The sequence below is a fragment of the Sagittula salina genome (assembly GCF_017813235.1).
In the GTDB taxonomy this organism is placed as follows: Bacteria; Pseudomonadota; Alphaproteobacteria; order Rhodobacterales; family Rhodobacteraceae; genus Sagittula; species Sagittula salina.
The window spans coordinates 203,495-222,701 of record NZ_JAGISH010000005.1 but is presented as its reverse complement, the minus strand read 5'-3'; the positions used below and the strand labels follow the sequence as shown (position 1 = coordinate 222,701).

General features: G+C 65.6%; 17 protein-coding genes, 1 tRNA gene and 1 pseudogene. 9 read left to right on the top strand and 10 right to left on the bottom strand.

Annotated features, from left to right (window positions below; genetic code table 11):
- Positions 1 to 86 precede the first annotated feature (86 nt).
- The gene (locus J5474_RS10850) at positions 87 to 773 is read left to right on the top strand and encodes a TRAP transporter small permease (RefSeq protein ID WP_209360924.1); all 687 of its coding nucleotides are present in this window, start codon (positions 87 to 89) and stop codon (positions 771 to 773) included.
- Between the two features lie 4 nt (positions 774 to 777).
- A complete protein-coding gene (locus tag J5474_RS10845; protein ID WP_209360923.1) occupies positions 778 to 2,205 on the top strand; it encodes a TRAP transporter large permease in 1,428 nt (475 codons plus the stop codon).
- A 515-nt stretch (positions 2,206 to 2,720) separates the two neighbouring features.
- Here J5474_RS10845 and J5474_RS10840 read toward each other — a convergent pair.
- The 5 genes and pseudogenes from J5474_RS10840 to J5474_RS10820 form a co-directional block, all read right to left on the bottom strand.
- A pseudogene (locus J5474_RS10840) lies at positions 2,721 to 3,029 on the bottom strand (integrase core domain-containing protein); the annotation flags it as partial.
- Positions 3,030 to 3,310: 281 nt separating this feature from the next.
- Positions 3,311 to 3,673: a Grx4 family monothiol glutaredoxin gene (gene grxD / locus J5474_RS10835; RefSeq protein WP_209360922.1), complete on the bottom strand. Its 363-nt coding sequence runs from the start codon at positions 3,671 to 3,673 to the stop codon at positions 3,311 to 3,313.
- 158 nt (positions 3,674 to 3,831) lie between these two features.
- Complete coding sequence (locus J5474_RS10830) at positions 3,832 to 4,068, bottom strand: BolA/IbaG family iron-sulfur metabolism protein (protein WP_209360921.1); 237 nt, start codon at positions 4,066 to 4,068, stop codon at positions 3,832 to 3,834.
- 255 nt (positions 4,069 to 4,323) lie between these two features.
- Positions 4,324 to 5,106 carry an exodeoxyribonuclease III gene (gene xth / locus J5474_RS10825; RefSeq protein ID WP_209360920.1) on the bottom strand — a complete coding sequence of 261 codons (783 nt, stop codon included), beginning with the start codon at positions 5,104 to 5,106 and terminating at the stop codon, positions 4,324 to 4,326.
- Between the two features lie 88 nt (positions 5,107 to 5,194).
- On the bottom strand, positions 5,195 to 5,518 hold the full coding sequence (locus J5474_RS10820) for a HesB/IscA family protein (RefSeq protein ID WP_209360919.1): 324 nt from the start codon (positions 5,516 to 5,518) through the stop codon (positions 5,195 to 5,197).
- Between the two features lie 142 nt (positions 5,519 to 5,660).
- Here J5474_RS10820 and J5474_RS10815 point away from each other — a divergent pair, with 142 nt between their 5' ends.
- From J5474_RS10815 to scpB, 7 genes are all read left to right on the top strand, one after another.
- The gene (locus J5474_RS10815) at positions 5,661 to 6,872 is read left to right on the top strand and encodes a deoxyguanosinetriphosphate triphosphohydrolase (protein WP_209360918.1); all 1,212 of its coding nucleotides are present in this window, start codon (positions 5,661 to 5,663) and stop codon (positions 6,870 to 6,872) included.
- A 201-nt stretch (positions 6,873 to 7,073) separates the two neighbouring features.
- On the top strand, positions 7,074 to 8,963 hold the full coding sequence (locus tag J5474_RS10810; RefSeq protein ID WP_209360917.1) for a cation:proton antiporter: 1,890 nt from the start codon (positions 7,074 to 7,076) through the stop codon (positions 8,961 to 8,963).
- Between the two features lie 178 nt (positions 8,964 to 9,141).
- Positions 9,142 to 10,884 (top strand): arginine--tRNA ligase, encoded by a 1,743-nt coding sequence (gene argS, locus J5474_RS10805; protein WP_209360916.1) that lies wholly within the window; start codon positions 9,142 to 9,144, stop codon positions 10,882 to 10,884.
- A gap of 149 nt (positions 10,885 to 11,033) precedes the next feature.
- Entirely contained in the window at positions 11,034 to 12,020 is a 987-nt protein-coding gene (locus J5474_RS22785; RefSeq protein ID WP_245216388.1) for an SPOR domain-containing protein, read from the top strand.
- Positions 12,017 to 12,997, top strand: coding sequence for a glycoside hydrolase family 3 N-terminal domain-containing protein (locus tag J5474_RS10800; RefSeq protein WP_342454022.1), 981 nt, complete (start codon positions 12,017 to 12,019; stop codon positions 12,995 to 12,997). Before J5474_RS22785 ends, J5474_RS10800 begins: the two co-directional genes overlap by 4 nt.
- A 25-nt stretch (positions 12,998 to 13,022) precedes the next feature.
- Positions 13,023 to 13,883, top strand: a complete 861-nt coding sequence (locus J5474_RS10795; RefSeq protein ID WP_209360914.1) for a segregation and condensation protein A — start codon at positions 13,023 to 13,025, stop codon at positions 13,881 to 13,883.
- Between the two features lie 71 nt (positions 13,884 to 13,954).
- Positions 13,955 to 14,587, top strand: coding sequence for an SMC-Scp complex subunit ScpB (gene scpB / locus J5474_RS10790; RefSeq protein ID WP_245216397.1), 633 nt, complete (start codon positions 13,955 to 13,957; stop codon positions 14,585 to 14,587).
- A gap of 213 nt (positions 14,588 to 14,800) precedes the next feature.
- On the opposite strand, the gene J5474_RS10785 is transcribed toward scpB, so the two are convergent.
- The 5 genes from J5474_RS10785 to ihfA all read right to left on the bottom strand — a co-directional run bounded on the left by J5474_RS10785 (position 14,801) and on the right by ihfA (position 19,164).
- Positions 14,801 to 15,448, bottom strand: coding sequence for a DUF1236 domain-containing protein (locus J5474_RS10785; RefSeq protein ID WP_209360912.1), 648 nt, complete (start codon positions 15,446 to 15,448; stop codon positions 14,801 to 14,803).
- Between the two features lie 201 nt (positions 15,449 to 15,649).
- Positions 15,650 to 16,726: a 2'-deoxycytidine 5'-triphosphate deaminase gene (locus J5474_RS10780; RefSeq protein ID WP_209360911.1), complete on the bottom strand. Its 1,077-nt coding sequence runs from the start codon at positions 16,724 to 16,726 to the stop codon at positions 15,650 to 15,652.
- Positions 16,727 to 16,860: 134 nt separating this feature from the next.
- Positions 16,861 to 16,937, bottom strand: a tRNA-Pro gene (locus J5474_RS10775).
- A gap of 98 nt (positions 16,938 to 17,035) precedes the next feature.
- On the bottom strand, positions 17,036 to 18,850 hold the full coding sequence (locus J5474_RS22780; protein WP_245216387.1) for a MerR family transcriptional regulator: 1,815 nt from the start codon (positions 18,848 to 18,850) through the stop codon (positions 17,036 to 17,038).
- Positions 18,851 to 18,861: 11 nt separating this feature from the next.
- Positions 18,862 to 19,164, bottom strand: a complete 303-nt coding sequence (gene ihfA / locus J5474_RS10765; RefSeq protein ID WP_209360910.1) for an integration host factor subunit alpha — start codon at positions 19,162 to 19,164, stop codon at positions 18,862 to 18,864.
- Positions 19,165 to 19,207 lie beyond the last annotated feature (43 nt).

Sequence of the window (19,207 nt, the reverse complement as noted above, 5' to 3'; positions counted from 1 at the left end):
CCCCCGGGGTATTTTCGTCAACTTGAAGGCCGGAGAGCCGAGCGTGACGGAAAGACGGGGAATTTTCCATCACACCGGAGGGGGACATGACCGTTCAAACCGTCTCGGATTCCATGCTCGGCAAGTTCGTCAATGAGCTGGAAGAGAGCTTCATCGCCCTGATCCTCGGGCTGATGACGATCATCACATTCATCAACGTGATCCTGCGTTACGGCTTCAATACGGGGCTGATCTGGGGCCTGGAGGTCACCTCCTTCCTCTTTGCATGGCTGGTTTTGTTCGGCGTGAGTTACGCGGTGAAGACCACCGCGAACCTTGGCGTCGACGCATTGACCAACCTGCTGTCGCCCGGCGCACGGCGCGCCTGCGCGCTGTTTGCGGGGGCAGTCTGCATCGTTTATGGCGCGCTGCTGCTGAAGGGCGCATGGGACTACTGGGCGAACTTCGCCAATCTGCCGCAGACAACAGGCCGCTGGTTTCCCACCGGATTCGAGGAGATGAAGCGCACGTCCTACCGTGGCTGGTACGAGATGGTCGACACGCCCATGCCGGACTGGATGCGCTTCATGGAGCCGGTGATGAACGACGGCGAGCACTACGAAAAGATCCCGCGTTTCCTGCCGTATTTCATCCTGCCCTTCGGGGCGGCGCTGCTGCTGGTGCGCTTCGTGCAGGCCACCGTTCGCGTATGGAGAGGGCGGTCCGAGAGTCTGATCGTCTCCCACGAAGCCGAAGACGCGGTCGAAGACGTCGCGCATCTGAACAGGGACTGAAGGCATGGACGTCGTACTTCTATTCGTGATGATCATCGGGCTGATGCTGGTCGGGGTGCCGATCGCAGTGTCGCTGGGGATTTCGTCCATCATCTACCTGCTGGTGCTGTCGGATACCTCGCTGGCCTCCGTGGCGCAGACCTTCTATGGCGGCATGGCCTCGCATTACACGCTGCTGGCGATCCCCTTCTTCATCCTCGCGTCGAGCTTCATGTCGACGGGGGGGGTGGCGGCCCGGATTATCCGGTTTGCCATTGCCTGCGTCGGGCATTTGCCGGGCGGGCTGGCCATCGCGGGGGTCTTTGCCTGCATGTTGTTCGCGGCGTTGTCGGGGTCCTCGCCTGCCACGGTTGTGGCGATCGGCTCCATCGTGATCGCGGGCATGCGGCAGGTGGGCTATTCCAAGGACTTCGCAGCCGGGGTCATCGCAAACGCGGGCACGCTGGGCATTCTGATCCCGCCGTCCATCGTGATGGTGGTCTATGCTTCCGCCACGGACGTGTCGGTGGGTCGGATGTTCATGGCGGGCGTCATTCCGGGCCTCATGGCCGGCCTGATGCTGATGACGACGATTTATATCATCGCCCGTGTCCGCGACTTGCCCAAGGGCGAATGGAAGGGCTGGGGCGAGGTATTTGAGTCCGCCGGTGACGCGATCTGGGGGTTGGGGCTGATCGCAATCATCCTCGGCGGCATATACGGCGGTGTCTTCACGCCCACCGAGGCCGCCGCAGTGGCTGCGATCTATGCCTTCCTGATCGCGAACTTCGTCTACCGGGACATGGGGCCGCTACGCCGCGCGGACGGGCATCATCTGGCGCTCTGGGAAAAGCCCGTCGCGCTGGTGACGTCCTTCTTCCACCGCGACACGAAAATGACGCTTCTGGAGGCAGGCAAACTGACGGTGACGCTGATGTTCATCATCGCCAACGCGCTGATCCTGAAGCACGTCCTGACCGACGAACAGGTGCCGCAGAAGATCGCGGCAGCGATGCTGGACGCGGGCTTCGGGCCGGTAATGTTCCTCGTGATCGTCAACGTGATTCTGCTGATCGGCGGCCAGTTCATGGAACCGTCGGGCCTGCTTGTGATCGTCGCGCCACTGGTCTTTCCGATTGCGCTGCAGCTGGGGATCGATCCGATCCACCTCGGTATCATCATGGTGGTCAATATGGAGATCGGGATGATCACGCCGCCAGTGGGTCTGAATCTCTTCGTGACCTCGGGCGTGGCGGGGATGCCAATGATGCGGGTGGTTCGGGCAGCCCTGCCGTTCCTGGGCGTACTCTTCATCTTCCTGATCCTGGTGACCTACGTTCCGATCCTGTCGACGGTGCTGCCGGACCGGGTGATGGGGCCCCAGATCAACTGTTCGGGTGTGCCGCCTTCGAACCCGCTCGAGGCCGCATTCTGCGCCGCCCGGGCGGAGTGATGTCCCACGCTGGGACATAAAGGGAATCGTTGAATATCAATGGCTTGAAGGGGGCGTGTTTGCGCCCCCTTTACTTGTTGAGGGGGCAATGCGGGATTGGACGCGAGCGCCAACAGCGCCTTGACACGCGAACGGTGGTGGGTTGGAAACAGTGCCGACGCCCTGCCGTAAATGGCAAGTTGATGCGCAATCGGTCCACAACGGACCTTCACCAGGAAGGCCGATCCTGCTCGCAACTTCCCCGAAGCAGCCTTTTTATGGCACCATGCAGCATCGTCCAGCGGAACGACGTCCGCAGTGCGGACCTTCCCGCGTTCGCTGCACGAGGCGCATGTGGCCGGTCGCGTGACGGCTAGGCGCAGAAGGGACCGTTTCCGGACGATCGCGTCGGCGACCATGACGCCCGCCACCACATGCAGGTGGCAACTTTCTTCCGCATAATCCCGTCGCACATAGTAACGTGAACCTCCGATTTCGGAAGCGTGCTGACCTGCTTCCCTTGGAGTCCGCGTTCTTCAGCTCGCCCTGTTCAGGGTCTGGTCCTCTGCTGACCGTTGGTGCCACTCCCAAGGGGTGAGCCCGTCGAGGCTCGTGTGGGGGCGATGGTGCTCGTAATCGTCACGCCAGGCCGCAATCAACGCCCGGGCGTGGCGCAGGTTGGCGAAGAGGTGTTCGTTGAGGCACTCGTCACGGAGGCGTCCATTCAAGCTCTCGACGAAGCCGTTCTGCATGGGCTTTCCTGGAGCGATGTAGTGCCACTCGACCTTTCGGTCTTCCTGCCAGCGCAGGATGGCATTCGACGTCGGTTCCGGGCCGTTGTCCGCTGTCCGGCAGGGCATCGCGCAGCGATGTCCCGAGAGGGGCTGACGACCATGCAGGGATAACCACGCACGCGGGCGATGTTACCGAGCTCAGCCAAGCGCGGCAAAATCAGCGCCTTCGACCGACTTCTTCAACACAACCGGCCTTCCGCTTCGCGTGCCGCGACCGGGAAGCAGTCTTTTGCCGCGCTGATGTCTGGGGCAGGTAATCCGCCTGGCGGGATGGGGAAAGGGCGGCCCGGGGTGGGGCCGCCCTTGGTGATTGGTCGGGGGAGAAAATCGGGTCAGCCGTTGGCTTCGCGGATCTTTTCGGCGGCGTCCTTGTTGTAGGACACGCCGTTCTGGTCGAAGAGCTGGTCGAGTTCGCCGGACAGGGTCATTTCGGTAATGATGTCGCAGCCGCCGACGAATTCGCCTTTGACGTACAGCTGCGGGATGGTCGGCCACTCGGAGTAATCCTTGATCCCCTGGCGGATTTCCTCGTCGCTCAGCACGTTCACATCGGCGTAGTCGACGCCCATGTAATTCAGCACGCCCGCGACGCGCTGGGAAAAGCCGCACTGCGGCATCTGCTTGGTGCCCTTCATGTAGAGCACGACGTCGTTGGATTTCACGATTTCGTCGATGCGGGTCTTTGCGTCGGTCATGTCAGTCTCCGGGTTCGGGGGCGGGGCCCCTTTTGGGCTTTGGGCGCGCGCGGTGCGGGCCGGTCGGGTCGGGCGCCGGGGGCTTCGGCGCGTCAGTCGTCAGGGTCGGATCCGTGCGGACCTGTCTGGGCCCCGGTTTGCTTCGGGTCAGCCCGGGGTCAGTCGGGCGCCTTGGTGGTCAGCGCCAACGCGTGAAGTTCGGCGGTGGAGCCGTCCATCTTCCCCTTCAGCGCGGCATAGACGGCGCGTTGTTGCTGGACACGGTTGAGACCGCGAAAGCTTTCGTCGATGACCATGGCGGACATGTGCACGCCATCGTCGCCCGCCACGGAGATCGTGGCATCTGGGAAGGACTGGCGCAGGAGGTCTTCGAGTTCCTGGGCATGGATCGGCATGGGCGTGGTCCCTGTGTCGGTGTGTTTGACTGCTTTTGTAAGAATTAATGCCCCGGAGGCCGGGGTGCAAGGTGGCGGAGGGCCTGTGGCGCCGCTTGACGGCTGATGGTTCCGTGGCTGGCCTGCAGAAGCGGATGCGTGATTCGCGCGGCATGCGAGAGGCACCGTCCCTCGCGCCCATGGCGGTATTTTCGGACCGGAGACGCAGGGGCGCGAATCCGGGGCGGCTGTGTTCCAGTTTCTGTTTCAGGCGTCTCAGGCGGCGAGGTCGATCCAGACGGGGACATGGTCGGAGGGTTTCGTCATGGCGCGGACGTCCTTTTCGATCCAGCAGTCCTGCAGCAGGTCGGCCGCTTGAGGCGACAGCAGGAAGTGGTCGATGCGGATGCCGTTGTTCCGCTCCCAGCTGTTGGCCTGATAGTCCCAGAACGAGTAGTGACCGGGGCCTTGGGTGCAGGCGCGGAAGGCTTCGGTGAAGCCTTCATTCAGGACGCGGCGGAAGGCGGCCCGGGTTTGCGGGAGGTAGAGGGCGTCGCCCTCCCAGGCTTTGGGGTTGGCCGCGTCCTCGGCCTGCGGAATCACGTTGTAGTCGCCCGCCATGAGCGCGGGCATTTCCTCCGCCAGCAGCGCCTTTGCGCGGGTATGCAGGCGCTCCATCCAGGCGAGTTTGTAGTCGTACTTCGGGCCAGGCGCGGGGTTGCCATTGGGCAGGTAGAGGCCGCAGAGGCGGACGGCGGTGTGATCGCCGATCACCGTCGCCTCGATCCAGCGGGCCTGTTCGTCGCTGTCATCACCCGGCAGGCCGCGCGACACGTCCTCCAGCGGCAGTTTCGAGAGGATGGCGACGCCGTTGAAGCCCTTCTGGCCATGGGTCTCGACCCTGTAGCCGCGATCCTCGAAGGGCTCGCTCGGGAAAGCCTCGTCCACCGACTTGATCTCCTGGCAGAGGACCACATCGGGCTGGGCGCTGTCGAGCCAGGACAGGAGGGTTTCGATGCGCGCCTTGACGCCATTGATATTGAAGGTGGCGATCTTCATGCGGGTCTCCTGTCTGTCGCGCGGTCAGGGAGACCGCGTTTCGCCGCAGGGGTCAAGGGGCGTTCGGGAGCAGTTACCGGAGCGGCGCTCAGATCGAAAAAGAGGTGCCGCAGCCGCAAGACGAGGTGGCGTTCGGGTTCTCGATGGTGAAGCGCGCGCCGATGAGTTCGTCGGCGAAGTCGATGGTGGCGCCCGCGAGGAAGGGCAGGGAGACCGGGTCGACCACGACCTTTTCCGGCCCGTCCGCAATAACGAGATCGTCGGTGGCGGGATCGTCGAGCCGGATGTCGTACTGGAAGCCCGAGCAGCCGCCGCCCTCGACGGCCACGCGCAGGGCCTTGCCCTGTTCGCTGGCGCCGATTTCGGACAGGCGTTCGAAGGCGCGGGGGGTGACGGTGGGCGGCAGGTTCATGGTGGCTCTCCTTGTCCGACCCTTTATCTAGGAAATTGCGGGCGCCGCGGCAAGCGGGGGGCGGTGGCTTGGTTGTTTTGTTCAGGCTTCGCCGGTATGGAACGCGCGACGAAACGGCTATTTTATCCAGAGGGGGCGAGCAATGAGCGCGCCATATGCATGCGATCCGGAGCAGTCGCGCGGACGGCTCCATCCGGAGGAAGAGAGCGCGCACCGCTCCTGCTACCAGAGGGACCGCGACAGGATCATCCATTCCAGCGCCTTCCGGCGGCTGAAACACAAGACGCAGGTCTTTGTGGAGCATGAGGGCGATTTCTACCGTACCCGGCTGACCCATTCCATCGAGGTGGCGCAGGTGGCGCGGACGATTTCCGGCGCGCTGGGGCTGAACGGCGATCTGGCGGAGGCGGTGGCTCTGGCGCATGATCTTGGGCATACGCCCTTTGGCCACACCGGGGAGGATGCGCTGGACGCGCTGATGGCGCCTTTTGGCGGCTTTGATCACAACGCGCAGACGCTGCGGATCGTCACCACGCTGGAGCGGCATTACGCGGAATTCGACGGGCTGAACCTGACGTGGGACACGCTGGAGGGCATCGCGAAGCATAACGGCCCCCTCGTGGCGCCACTTGGGGACGATACCGCCACGACGGGCGTGATTCCCTATGCGCTGTCGGAATACAACAAGGTTCACGACCTTGAGTTGCACACCCATGCCAGCGCAGAAGCGCAGGCAGCAGCGCTTTCGGATGATATTGCCTACAATAACCATGACTTGCACGATGGTCTTCGTGCGGGCCTCTTCACCGAAGGGGAGATCGCGCCCCTGCCGATCATCGGAGAGGCCTATGCGCAGGTCGACCGGCTTTACCCCGATACCGACCCATACCGGCGGCGGCACGAGGCGCTCCGGCGGGTCTTTGGCGTCATGGTGGCGGATCTGCTAGAGACTTCCGGCGCAATCCTGCGCGACAGCGGCGCGGCCACGGCGCAGGACGTGCGGGAGCTGGGCTATCCGGTGATCCGCTTTTCCGACGACATGTTCGGCAGGCTCAAGGAGATCCGGCAGTTCCTGTTCACGCGGATGTACCGAGCGGAGAAGGTGATGGCGGTGCGCGCGCGGGTCACGGAGGCGCTGGAAGAGCTGTTTCCGATCTATCTGAACGATCCCTCGCTTCTGCCGCAACGCTGGCAGGGTGACGTGGCCCGCGCCGAGGGCAAGGCCGCGCTGGCGCGGCTGGTGGCGGATTACATCGCGGGCATGACGGATCGCTACGCGCTGCAGGCGCACGCGCGGCTGACCGGGCGCGACGTTCTGGCGGGGCTGGAGGATGCCGGCTTGTATCAGCGATGATTTAACAATGGGTTACGCATCAAAGATGATGTGTTTCCTTAAGGATTTGTGTCGGGGTGCAGCGAATGGTGGCTCAGTCGCGGTACGGACAGGATCGCGAAGAGGCGGAAGTGTGAACCGGCGGGATTGCGCAAAACGCGCGCGTCGGCTTCACTTCCGCGCAAACGCCTTAAGTCAGGCGAAACGGCATGGAGAGCGGAGATGGCGGTAGCGGAAACCACGGCAGGGGTACTGGACCCCGTGCTGGCCTTTGCGCTCGTGGGGGCGCTTGGCGTGGGCGGGCAGTGGCTGGCGTGGCGGATGCGGTTGCCCGCGATCGTGCTGATGCTGGCGGCGGGCCTGATCGTGGGGCCGGTTCTGGGTCTGCTGGACCCGGCGGCGCAGTTCGGCGACATGCTGTCGCCCATGATCGCCATCGCCGTGGCGATCATCCTGTTTGAAGGTGGCCTGACTCTCGACCTGCATTCGTTGCGGGACGCGGCGGCCGGGGTGCGTCGGCTGGTTGTCATCGGCGCACCGCTGGGCTGGTTCGCTTCGGCCTGCGCGCTGCATTTCGTGGCAGGGCTGTCGTGGCCGTCCTCGGCGGTGTTCGGCGGCATCATGATCGTCACCGGCCCGACCGTGATCGCGCCGCTCCTGCGCCAGGCCAAGCTGGCGCGACGCCCGGCGGCGCTGCTGCAATGGGAGGCCATCGTGAACGATCCCGTGGGCGCGCTGGCGGCGGTGCTGGCCTTCGAGGTGGTTGTCGTGCTGGAAACGGCGACCGGCGCGGGCCATGCGGTCTGGACGCTGGTCCTGGGCATCACGGCGGCCTCGGTGCTGGGATTGGCGGCGGGCTGGGGGTTGGCCAAGGCCTTTACCCGTGCCTGGGTTCCAGAGTACATGAAGGTTCCCGTGTTATTCGTTGTTTTGCTTGCAGTATTCGCTTTGGCGGATTCTGTTTTGCACGAAAGCGGGCTGCTGGCCGTGACCTTGATGGGGCTTTGGATCGCCAATGCCAACCTGCCGAGTTTCACCGAACTTTACCGGTTCAAGGAACATGCGACGGTGCTGCTGGTGTCGGGCGTGTTCATCCTGCTGGCGGCGGGCATGTCGTTCGAGCGCCTGATGGTGCTGGACTGGCGGGCGTTGGCCTTTGTCGTGGTGGTGATCGCCGTGGCGCGGCCATTGCCGGTGCTGATCGCGCTGGCCTTTACCAACGTGCCGATGAAAGAGCGCCTGCTGGTCGCCCTGACCGGCCCGCGCGGCGTGGTTCTGGTGGCGGTCGCGGGGCTGTTCGGGGAGCGGCTGGCGGGTCTGGGAATTTCCGACGGCGAGAAGATCGCGCCGCTGGCCTTTGTACTGGTGGTGGCGACGGTGGTGCTGCACGGTTTCACCCTGACGCCCTTTGCCCGCGCGCTGGGTCTGTCGGCCGGGGAGAAACCCGGCGTGCTGATCGTGGGAGCCTCCGGCTGGTCCGTGGCGCTGGCCAAGGGGTTCGAGAAGATGGGCCTGCCGGTGATCATCGCGGATACCAACCACGGGCGGCTGCGGCAGGCGCGCGAGGCCGGGGTGCCGGTGTTTTCCGGCGATATCCTGTCGGAAGTGGCGGAGGAACGCGTGGAGTTGATGGCCTTCGAGAAGATCATCGCCGCCTCCGGGAACGACGCCTACAATACTCTGGTGGCCACCGACCTCGGGCCGGAGTTCGGGCGCGACAACGTCTACCAGCTGAAGCGGGTAAAGCAGACGGCCACGCGCCACGCGCTGCCCGCGACGCTGGGCGGGCGGGCGCTGGCGCTGGAGCAGACCTTCATGGAAGCCAACGCGCAGATCGCGGGCGAGGCGGAGTTCCGGGTTTCGACACTGTCCGAAGAATGGACGCTGAAGGACTGGCGGGCCATGTTGAGCGACGCTGTGGCGCTGGCGGAACTGACGCCGGGCGGGCGATTGCGCATCCTTGGTCCGAAGGATGAGGTGAACGGCAAGCCGGGGGCGAAGATCCTGTCGATCGGCGCGGTCCGCCCGGAACGCAAGGGTGGCGAGGAGGCGAAGGAAGCCAAGGAGGCGAAGGCCAGGGTTTCCGGCGAGGGGAGCGCGGCACCGGTCTGAACGCGCTGACCGGAGCGGACAGGTGAAAGCCAGTACAGGCCAGAGCAGATCGTAGCCGGTCCCAGGTTAGCCCCAAGCTGGCCCACGACTGGCCCACGACTGGCCCGAGGCTGGCCCGAGGCCGGTTGAATCCGCGCGCGGGCGTGGTAGAGGAGGCGGCAATTCAGGAGTCTGACCGATGAACCTCTTTGCCGATATTCGTGCCGTTGTCCTCGATGCCATTGCCGCGCTGACCCGCGAGGGCGTGCTGCCCGAGGGGCTGAACACGGATGCCGTGACCACCGAGCCGCCGCGCGATCCGCTGCACGGCGACATGGCTACCAACGCCGCGATGGTGCTGGCGAAGCCCGCGGGAAAGAAACCGCGCGACATCGCGGAGGCTCTGGCGGCAAAGCTGGTGGCGGACAGTCGCGTGGCGAGCGCCGAAGTTGCCGGTCCGGGATTCCTGAACCTGCGGCTGGAGGTGTCGGTCTGGCAGAGCGTGCCGGGCGCCATCCTCAAGGCGGGCACCGCCTACGGGCGGTCGGACATGGGGACGGGGTCCAAGGTAAACGTCGAATACGTGTCCGCGAACCCGACGGGACCGATGCACGTGGGCCACGCGCGCGGCGCCATCGTGGGCGATGCCATGGCTTCGCTGCTGGCCTACGCGGGCTACGATGTAACCCGCGAATATTACATCAACGACGGCGGCGCGCAGGTCGACGTTCTGGCACGGTCGGTGTTCAACCGCTACCTTGAGGCGCACGACCTGACGGTGGACTGGCCCGAAGGGTCCTATCCTGGCGATTACCTCGTGCCGGTGGGCGAGGCGCTGAAGGCCAAGGTCGGCGATATCTGGCTGGAGGCCGAGGAAGACGTCTGGCTGGAGCCGGTGCGCGAGTTCGCCATCGCCGCCATGATGGACCTGATCCGCGACGACCTCGCGGCGCTAAACGTGCACATGGACGTGTTCTTTTCGGAGAAATCGCTCTATGGCACGGGAAAGATCGAGGCCGCCATCGACAGCCTGAAAGCCATGGGGCTGGTCTATCGGGGTATTCTGCCCAAGCCCAAGGGCAAGGCGGACGAGGACTGGGAGGAGCGCGAGCAGTGGCTCTTCAAGTCCACCGAATTCGGCGATGACGAAGACCGCCCGGTGATGAAGGCGGACGGGTCCTGGGCCTATTTCGCCCCCGACATCGCGTATCACTACGACAAGGTGCAGCGCGGGTTCGACCTGCTGATCAACATCTTTGGCGCCGATCACGGCGGTTACGTGAAGCGGCTGAAGGCGGTGGTGAAGGCGCTGTCGAACGACCGCGTGCCCTTGGACATCAAGCTGATCCAGCTGGTGAAGCTGTTCAAGAACGGCGCGCCCTTCAAGATGTCGAAGCGCGCGGGCACCTTCATCACGCTGCGCGATCTGGTCGACGAGGTCGGGGCCGATGTGGCGCGGTTCCACATGCTGACGCGGAAATCCGATGCGGCGCTGGACTTCGATTTCGACAAGGTGGTCGAGCAGTCGAAGGAAAACCCGGTGTTCTACGTGCAATACGCACATGCGCGGATCTCGTCCGCGATGCGGAAGGCGCGGGAGGCGGGGTTCGACATTTCCGACGCCGCTCTGGCGGGTGTGGATCTGTCCGGGGTTGTCCATGCCTCTGAATTGTCGCTGGTGGGCAAGCTGGCGGAATGGCCGCGTCTGGTGGAGATCGCCGCACGTACGCACGAACCACACCGCATCGCCACCTACCTGAGCGAGCTGGCGGCCATGCTGCACGGGCTGTGGAATGCGGGGAAGGAGCACCCCGAACTGCGTTTCCTGCAAGACACAGAGGCCGCGACGCAGCCAAAAATCGCGCTTGCCCATGCCACGGCAGTTGTGATTTCCGCAGGCCTTGGTATTCTTGGCGTGACACCGGTGGAAGAGATGCGCTGACAAGGCGCGCCTGCCGGGTCTTCGATGCGCGCGCAGCCTGACTGGCGGGAACCGGTTTCCGGGCCGGTTCAAGTTTCCGGCGGCGCCACAGGAACGACGAGCAGACCATCCCGAGGGCAATGCACCCGAGGGAGGAAGACGAGGCAGACATGGCGGATTACACCCTTGGGGGGCACTATGCCCCCGAGTCCCACCGCGTGGGCAAACCCGTTTCGATGGTGAACCTTGCGGGCGCCGCAGCCTCGCTGGCGCTGATCGTGGGCGTTGGAGTCTGGGGCTACGGCGTCATGGCGCGCGACGTGAGCGGTGTGCCGGTGGTGCAGGCGGTGGCGGGACCGATGCGGATCGCCCCGGCCGATCCGGGCGGCACGCTGGCTGACCATCAGGGGCTGGCGGTGAACACCGTGGCGGGCACCGGGCTTGCCGAAGGACCGGCGCAGCAACTGCTGCTGGCCCCGGTTCCGGCCGGGCTCGCGGCGGAAGACGTGGCACCGGAGGCCATGGTGCGCGTCGACGTGGAGGCGGAGGCCGCCGCAGCCGCTGCCGCCGAAGAACGCGCCAAGCAGCACGGGCTGGACCTGTTCCCCGAGGAGGCCGAAGATCCCATTCAGGCGCTGGCGGCACAGATCACCGCCGGAACCGACCCCCTGACGCCGCTGAGCGATATAGAGGATGTGACATCTTCCGGATCCGATCTGGACGAAGACGATTTCGCGTCCGCTGCCCCGCATGTGGTGCATGCCGGTCCGGGACTGGCGCGGTCCTTGCGGCCACGCATCCGGCCCGGCGGTTTGCAGGTTGCGAGCGTAGGCCCGGTGGACGCGGCTGTGATCGCCGCCGCCGCGGAGACGCCCACGCGCGAGATCAACCCGGACACGCTGCCTGCGGGCACGAGGCTGGTGCAGATCGGCGCCTTTGACAGCACCGAAACCGCGCGGTCGGAATGGGCCCGGCTGGAGGGCCGCTTTGGCGAATTCCTCGATGGCAAGGGCCGCGTGATCCAAAAGGCGCAGTCCGGCGGGCGGACCTTTTACCGGCTGCGGGCCGAGGGGTTCACCGATCTCGCGGATGCGCGGCGATTCTGCGCGGCCTTCGTGGCCGAGAAGGTGGACTGCATCCCGGTGGTCTCGAAGTGAGCCGGTTCGGCGCGGCCATCCTTGGGTGCGCGGGGGAGAGGCTGACGGCAGAGGAAAAGTCGCTGTATGCAGAGATGAAGCCGTTCGGGTTCATCCTGTTTGCGCGCAATCTCGCGGATGCGGACCAGATCCGCGCGCTGTGTGACGAATTGCGCTCGGCGGCAGGATTCGAAGCGCCGGTTTTCATCGATCAGGAAGGCGGGCGGGTGCAAAGGCTGCGGCCGCCGCTGGCGCGGGACTTCGCGCCGCCGCTGGCAGAGGCCGATACGGGCGCGCGGGCGTTCTGGCTGCGGGCGCGGATCATTGCGCATGAGTTGCGCGGCCTCGGGATCGACGGCAACTGCATTCCGACGCTGGATGTGGCACGCGATCAGACGCACGCCATCCTGCGCAACCGCTGCTATGGCACGGATGTGGCGACGGTGGTGGCCAATGGCCGCGCCGTGGCGGAGGGGCTGCTGGCGGGCGGCGTGCTGCCGGTGATGAAGCACATGCCGGGGCATGGGCTGGGGACGCTCGACAGTCACAAGGATCTGCCGCGCGTGGCTGCGGAGCCGGAGGCGCTGCGCGCGGTGGATTTCGCGCCCTTCGCAGCGCTCTCGGACCTGCCGCTGGCGATGACGGCGCACCTTGTGTTCGAGGCGATCGACCCGCGCCCGGCCACGGTGTCGGAACGCATGGTGCGGCTGATCCGCGAGGAGATCGGTTTCGGTGGGCTGCTGATGACCGACGACATCAGCATGGAGGCGCTTTCGGGCACCGTGGCGGACCGGGGCCGCGCGGCGCTGGCGGCGGGCTGTGATGTTGTGCTGCACTGCAATGGCGACCTGCCCGAAATGCGCGCGCTGGCGGAGGTCTGCCGTACAATGGAGCCTGCGGCGCAGACCCGCGCAGAGGCGGCGCTGGCGGCGCGGCGGACCCCCGATGCGGTTGACATCGACGCGCTGAACGCAGAATTTGACGCCTTGATCGCCTGACAGGCTGTATCCGGGACCGCTTTTCATGGCCGATGACGAACCAGAACTGCCGCTTTCCGTGGCCGACCGTGTCGCGGCAGAGGCGCTGGTGGTCGACGTCGAGGGTTTCGAGGGGCCACTGGACCTGCTGCTGAACATGGCGCGCACGCAGAAGGTGGACCTGCGGCAGATCAGCGTGCTGGAACTGGCGCGCCAGTACCTGAGCTTTGTCGAAAAGGCGAAAGCGCTGCGGATCGAGCTGGCCGCCGATTACCTCGTGATGGCGGCCTGGCTGGCGTTCCTGAAGTCGCGCCTGCTGCTGCCGCCCGACCCGACAGAAGAAGGCCCGTCTGGCGAGGATCTGGCGGCGCACCTGGCGTTTCAGCTGGAGCGGTTGCAGGCCATGCGGGAGGCCGCCGCGCGGCTGATGGCGCGGGATCGCCTGGGCAAGGATTTCTTCGCCCGCGGCATCCCCGAAGGAATGGAGCGCGTGCGCAAGGTGGTCTACACCGCAACGCTTCTGGACCTCATGCAGGGGTACGCGCGCATCCGGACGAAGGACGAATTCCGCCCCTTCGTCATGGACCGCGACAAGGTATTTACCATGGAACAGGCACTGGAGCGGATGCGCGGCATGATCGGCTTTGCCGGGTCGTGGACGGATATCTCTTCGTACATGCCGGAGGGCTGGACAGAGGATCCGGTGATGTGGCGGTCGGCCACGGCGGCGACCTTTGCTGCCTCGCTGCAACTGGCCAAGGAGGGGCGGCTGGAAATGCGGCAGGCGGCGACCTTTGCCCCCATCGAACTGCGCCAGAAGAAGGACGCGGGGCAGGGCGCTGGACAGACCTCGGGAGGGGTCCTGAGGGTGGCGCCCGAAGCCCCCCGGAGAGAGGGACAGGACTGATGCAGGAACCCGAGGAACCGGCGGAACAGACGCAGGTTGCGGATTCGCCCGGACCGCGCGACCGGCGCCCGATGGACAGCCTCTTTGCTGCGCCGCCCATGGTGGAACAGGAACGCATGGTCGAGGCCATCCTTTTTGCCAGTGCGGAGCCGGTAACGATAAAGGAACTGGGCGAGCGGATGCCGCATGGATGCGACCCGGCCGAGGCGCTGGCGCATTTGCGCAAGCGCTACGAGGGACGCGGGGTGCAGGTGGTACGTGTGGGTGACGCCTGGGCCTTTCGCACCGCGGGCGATCTTGGCTACCTCATGCAACGCGAGACGGTGGAGGTGCGCAAACTCAGCCGCGCCGCCGTGGAGACACTGGCGATCATCGCCTACCATCAGCCGGTGACCCGCGCCGAGATCGAGGAAATCCGCGGCGTCGCCGTGTCGCGCGGCACGGTGGATCAGCTGATCGAAATGGATTGGATCCGCTTCGGGCGGCGGCGGATGACGCCCGGACGGCCGGTGACTTTTGTGGTGACGCAGAATTTCCTCGACCACTTCGGGCTGGAATCGGCCCGTGACCTGCCGGGGCTGGCCGAACTGCGGGCGGCCGGACTGCTGGACAACCGCCCCTCGCCCATCGGGGGGCCGAACGAGGAGGACGATGCCGACGCACTGGAAGCCGGCGAGGGTCAATCGGAACTGTTCGAGGATTGACGACAGATTTTCGGCGCGGGGCAATTGTCGGACGCGTCATTGCCGAGAGGTCGGAAGGGGGCTCTGCCCCCACCGCTCCTGCGGAGCGAGGCGCCGAAGGCATTTGTTACCAGGCAGGAACATGGGCGGCGGCGAAACTGGGGATGCGCACGGCATGCGGATGCGAAAAGGCCCCGCGCGGGGCGGGGCCTTTGTGGATTTGGTCAGGGAGCCTTAACGCACCACGTAGACGATGCGGCGAGTCTCGGGATTGATGACAACCGGTTCATCGTTGACGTAAACGTAGGCATACTCGCTGTCCGGAACCGTATAGGTTTCCACGCCGTCCGGAATGCCGGCACCGACGACGACTTCGCCGTTCAGGTAGACAGGTTCGACCGGGTTCTGCGTGATGTAGGTCACGGTTTCCTCTGTCGGCGCAGCGGCGGCGCCAGCGCCCGCACCCAGGATCGCGCCTGCGGCGATAGCGGCCGGGCCACCGACAAGAAGCGAGGCGGCGGCAGCACCAAAGGTCGCACCGGCGGCGGCATCAGCCCCGTTGTTGTCCTCTTCCTTGACGACCTTCACCTCCATCTGTTCGGCGTTCTGGTAGATCACCTTCGGTTCCGGCATGGTGGTATTGAGCAGGTAAGGGCTGTAGGCCCAGCCTTCGTTGCCCTCGAAGCTGACCTTGCACCAGTCGGTGGTGGTGCAGCTGTCGACCGTCACGGCGGCGTCCTGCGGCATCACGGCGACAATGTCGGCCTTCGGACCCGGGCCGGAGCGCAGGTTCAGTTCCGTGGTCGTCTGGGCCTCCAGTGCCATCAGCGGCGCGGCGGAAACGGCAGTGAGCGCGGTCGCGAGTGTGAGCTTCTTCAGCATGTGGTGTCCTTCCATCTTCCTGTGAGCGGCGCGGGTGGCGCCGTCTCGATGGGTGTACAACGGAGCAGAGCCGTAAGCCGTTCCTTTGCAAAGGAAAAAACTCGTGCCGCGGTGGCGTGAGAACGCTTGTGTGTTGGTGTTTCCGGCGGGGAATTGCCGGTTCCGAGGGGGGCAGTGGCGGCAGGCACCGGTTGGTTCGCGTCAGGCACGAAAGTGTTTCGAAAGTTTCAGCCCCTGGCCCTGGTAGTTGGAGGCGATGCCCTGACCGTAAAGCTGTTTGGGGACCTCGGACATGCGTTCATAGACGAGGCGCCCGACGGTCTGGCCGTGTTCCAGCACAAAGGGGGCCTCGTGGCAGCGCACTTCCAGCACGCCGCGCGCGCCCGCGCCGCCCGCCGCCACATGGCCAAAGCCGGGATCGAAGAAACCCGCGTAATGCACCCGGAACTCGCCCACCATGGCAAGGTAGGGGGCCATCTCGGCCGCGTAGGCGGGCGGGATGTGGACCGCCTCGCGGCTGACGAGGATGTAGAATGCGCCCGGGTCGAGGATCAGCCTCCGTTTGTCGGTCCGCAGCGGTTCCCAGTAGTCGGCGGGGTCGTAAAAGCCGATGCGGTCGAGGTCGATCACGCCGGTATGCGGTTTCGCCCGGTAGCCGACGATGCCCTGCGCGCCGGTTTCGAGGTCGACGGAAAAGCCCAGCCCCTGATCGATCACCGCCGCCCCGCCGTTGACGAGGCTGACCGCGTCGTGCAGGCGGCGCAGTTCGGCGTCGGACAGAACGGCCTGCCCGTGGCGGAAGCGGATCTGGTTCAGTCGCATCCCCGGCTTCACGAGGACGGAAAAGCTGCGCGGACAGATTTCGGCATAAAGCGGGCCGGTGTAGCCTGGCGCGATGCGGTCGAACTCCGTCCCGCCGTCAGTGATCACGCGGGTGAGCAGGTCGAGCCGCCCGGTGGAGCTTTTGGCGTTGGCGATGGCGGTGATGTCGGCGGGCAGGGTGAGCCGTTCCATCAGCGGTACGAGGTAGACACAGCCCTTTTCCAGCACGGCGCCCGGGGTGAGGTCGACCCGGTGCATCTCGAATTCTGCAAGGCGGTCGGCGATAGTGCGGCCCGCGCCCGCGAGGAAGGAGGCCCGCACGCGGTAGGCGGTGGTGCCAAGGCGGAGGTCGAGGCTGGCGGGCTGCACCTGGCCTTCGGCAAAGGCCATGTCGGCGACGAGCGCGCCGGAGGCAATCAGGGCTTCGATCTGCTGGCTGGCCAATACGCCGGTCATGGGGTCCTCCTTGGGGTCGGACCCTTATTAACGGCCAGCCGGCCAGAGGGAAGGGGCAAAGCGCCCCACATGCCAAAGGGACCCCTCATGATGCCGGATTGGCGGAGGGATCCCTTTGAAATGGCGGGGTATTTTGGTCGGGCTAGCAGGACTCGAACCTGCGACCTTCCGTCCCCCAGACGGACGCGCTACCAGGCTGCGCCATAGCCCGACTTGTTGGGCGTTCTTACTCTATCTGGCGGCGCGCGCAACCCCTTTTGGCTGGAAAATCGCGTGCTTTCCGCCGGGTGCACCGGGTGGGCGCCAGGGTCAGAACGGGTCGCCGGTCAGCCGCTGCAGGCGGGCGCGCAGGGCCGGGAACTGGCGGGCGATGGCCTCCGCGGCCTCGGGCGAGAGCGCGGGGACGCGGGCGGCGTAACCCAGAAGGCCGGGGGCGACTTCGTCCGGGCCCGCGTCCTCCGGTCGGCCGAAGTCCTGCAGGCTCAGGCCCCGCGCGCCGGGCGGCGACGCTTTGGGCGGCCTGTTGCTGGCCGGAGTTGGCGCCGGTTCCGGGATCGGGTCGAGGTCGGCCATAAGCGGCGCCCCGGAGGCCAGAGCCGCGATATCCTCGGACGCGGAATCGTAGGCAAGGGCCTGGGCATCTTCGTCGCCTGCCCCTTCGGGGAGGCTATCGGAATCGGGTACTTCGCCAGCGGGTGCTTCGGCCTCGTGATCGGCCTCGGCGAAGGGTTCGGTGTCAAAGGCCGCTGCGGGATCTTCGGAGATAAGCCTGTCGCTCGGGGTTTCGGCGGAGGGATCGGGTAGGGGGGCCTCGCTCCAAGCCGCGTCGGACTGGTCCGGCTGAGGTCCGTCGGTAGCTGTGGGGTCCCCCCACAATTCTCCGGCGACCTCCGGCAGGGGATCCGTATCCATGATCGCCGCGGGGCCTTCGGAGAGGGAAGCGTCGCGCCATTCCTCGTCCGGAGTTTCCGGCAGGGGTGCGTCCTTGAAGTCAGCTACGGGTTCCTTTGCCCGTGCCTCTTCGGAGGTTTCCGCCTGGGTGTCGTCGTCGGAAACTGGCGCAGGTGGTTCCTCGGCTCCGATCGCGGCCTCAACCGGCGCGGGCGCGTCGGGTTCCGTGTCGATGTCGGGAAGGGGCGGAAGGTCTGGCTGGGCCTCCGGCCATTCGGTTTCGGTTGCTTCCGGCAGCATGTCGAGCGGCTCGAGCCCTGCGACGTCCAGGTTTTCGGGGTTCGCGCCCGGATCGGACAGGCTTTGCTCTACCGGATCCAATTCGGGAAGGTCCGGCTCGGCAAGGGCGTCGAGGGGCTCGCGTTCGGTTGCGTCCGGTGTTGCGTCCGGTGTTGCGTCTGGGGTCGAGAGTGCGGGCGCGAGATCCTCGGCGAGATCGAAGGCAAAGCCGCCCTGTTCCGTGTCCTCCACCTCGGGCGATTCGGTCTGTGACCCTTCGTCGGGATCGATCGGCGGAAGGGGTGCGAGCGGTGGCGCCTCCGTCGGCGCGGGCTGCAGGTCGGGTATGGGCGCATCTTGGATGTGGTCGGGCGAACCAATTTCCGAAGACTCGCTGACGAAATCACCAAGGGCGTCGGGGGCGGCCTCTTCGGGGAAAACATCCGCCTCCGGTTCGGGTGTCTCTTCTGCCTCCGCGACATCAGCCACGCCTTGCGGCTCTTCTGGCTCCTCCGGCACGGAGGCGCGGGGCCCATCTGGTTCGGGGGCAGGATCAGGGTCGGGGGCAACGTCTGGGTGCGCGCCCTTCGGAGGAGCGCGGAATGCGATGACCTCGCCGGGGGTGCTGTCCACCTCTGTAAAGGGCGCATCCTCGATCAACTCCCCCTCTTCGGGGCCATCGACGGAAGGCGACAACGTGGCGACATAGCGCACGCCCTGTTCGCGCAGGACTTTCTGCACGCCCTTGATGGTCAGCCCATCTTCATGGAGCAACTTCTTGATACCGCCCAACAATTCCATGTCGGCAGGGCGGTAGTAGCGGCGCCCGCCTGCACGTTTCACCGGCTTCACCTGGGTGAACTTACTCTCCCAGAAGCGCAGCACATGCGCGGGTGTCTCCAGCCATTCCGAGACTTCGGAGATGGTGCGGAAGGCGTCGGGCGATTTGGACATGCCTTACCGGGTCAGCTTTTGTTGCCCGCGGCAACGCGGTCTTTCATCAGGTGCGACGGGCGGAAGGTCAGCACGCGGCGCGGCTGGATCGGCACCTCTTCGCCGGTCTTCGGATTGCGGCCCACCCGCGCGGCTTTCTCCCGGACGGAGAAGGTCCCGAAGGACGAAATCTTTACCTGTTCACCTTCAACCAGCGCATCGGACATGTGCTGGAGCACAGCCTCCACCAACTCGGCGCTTTCATTGCGTGACAGTCCGACCTCGCGGAAAACCGCTTCGCTCAAGTCCATACGCGTCAGGGTTTTGTCCCCCATAGCCTTTTCCCTCCCGGCAGCCTGGCGGCAGCTTATGCGCGTG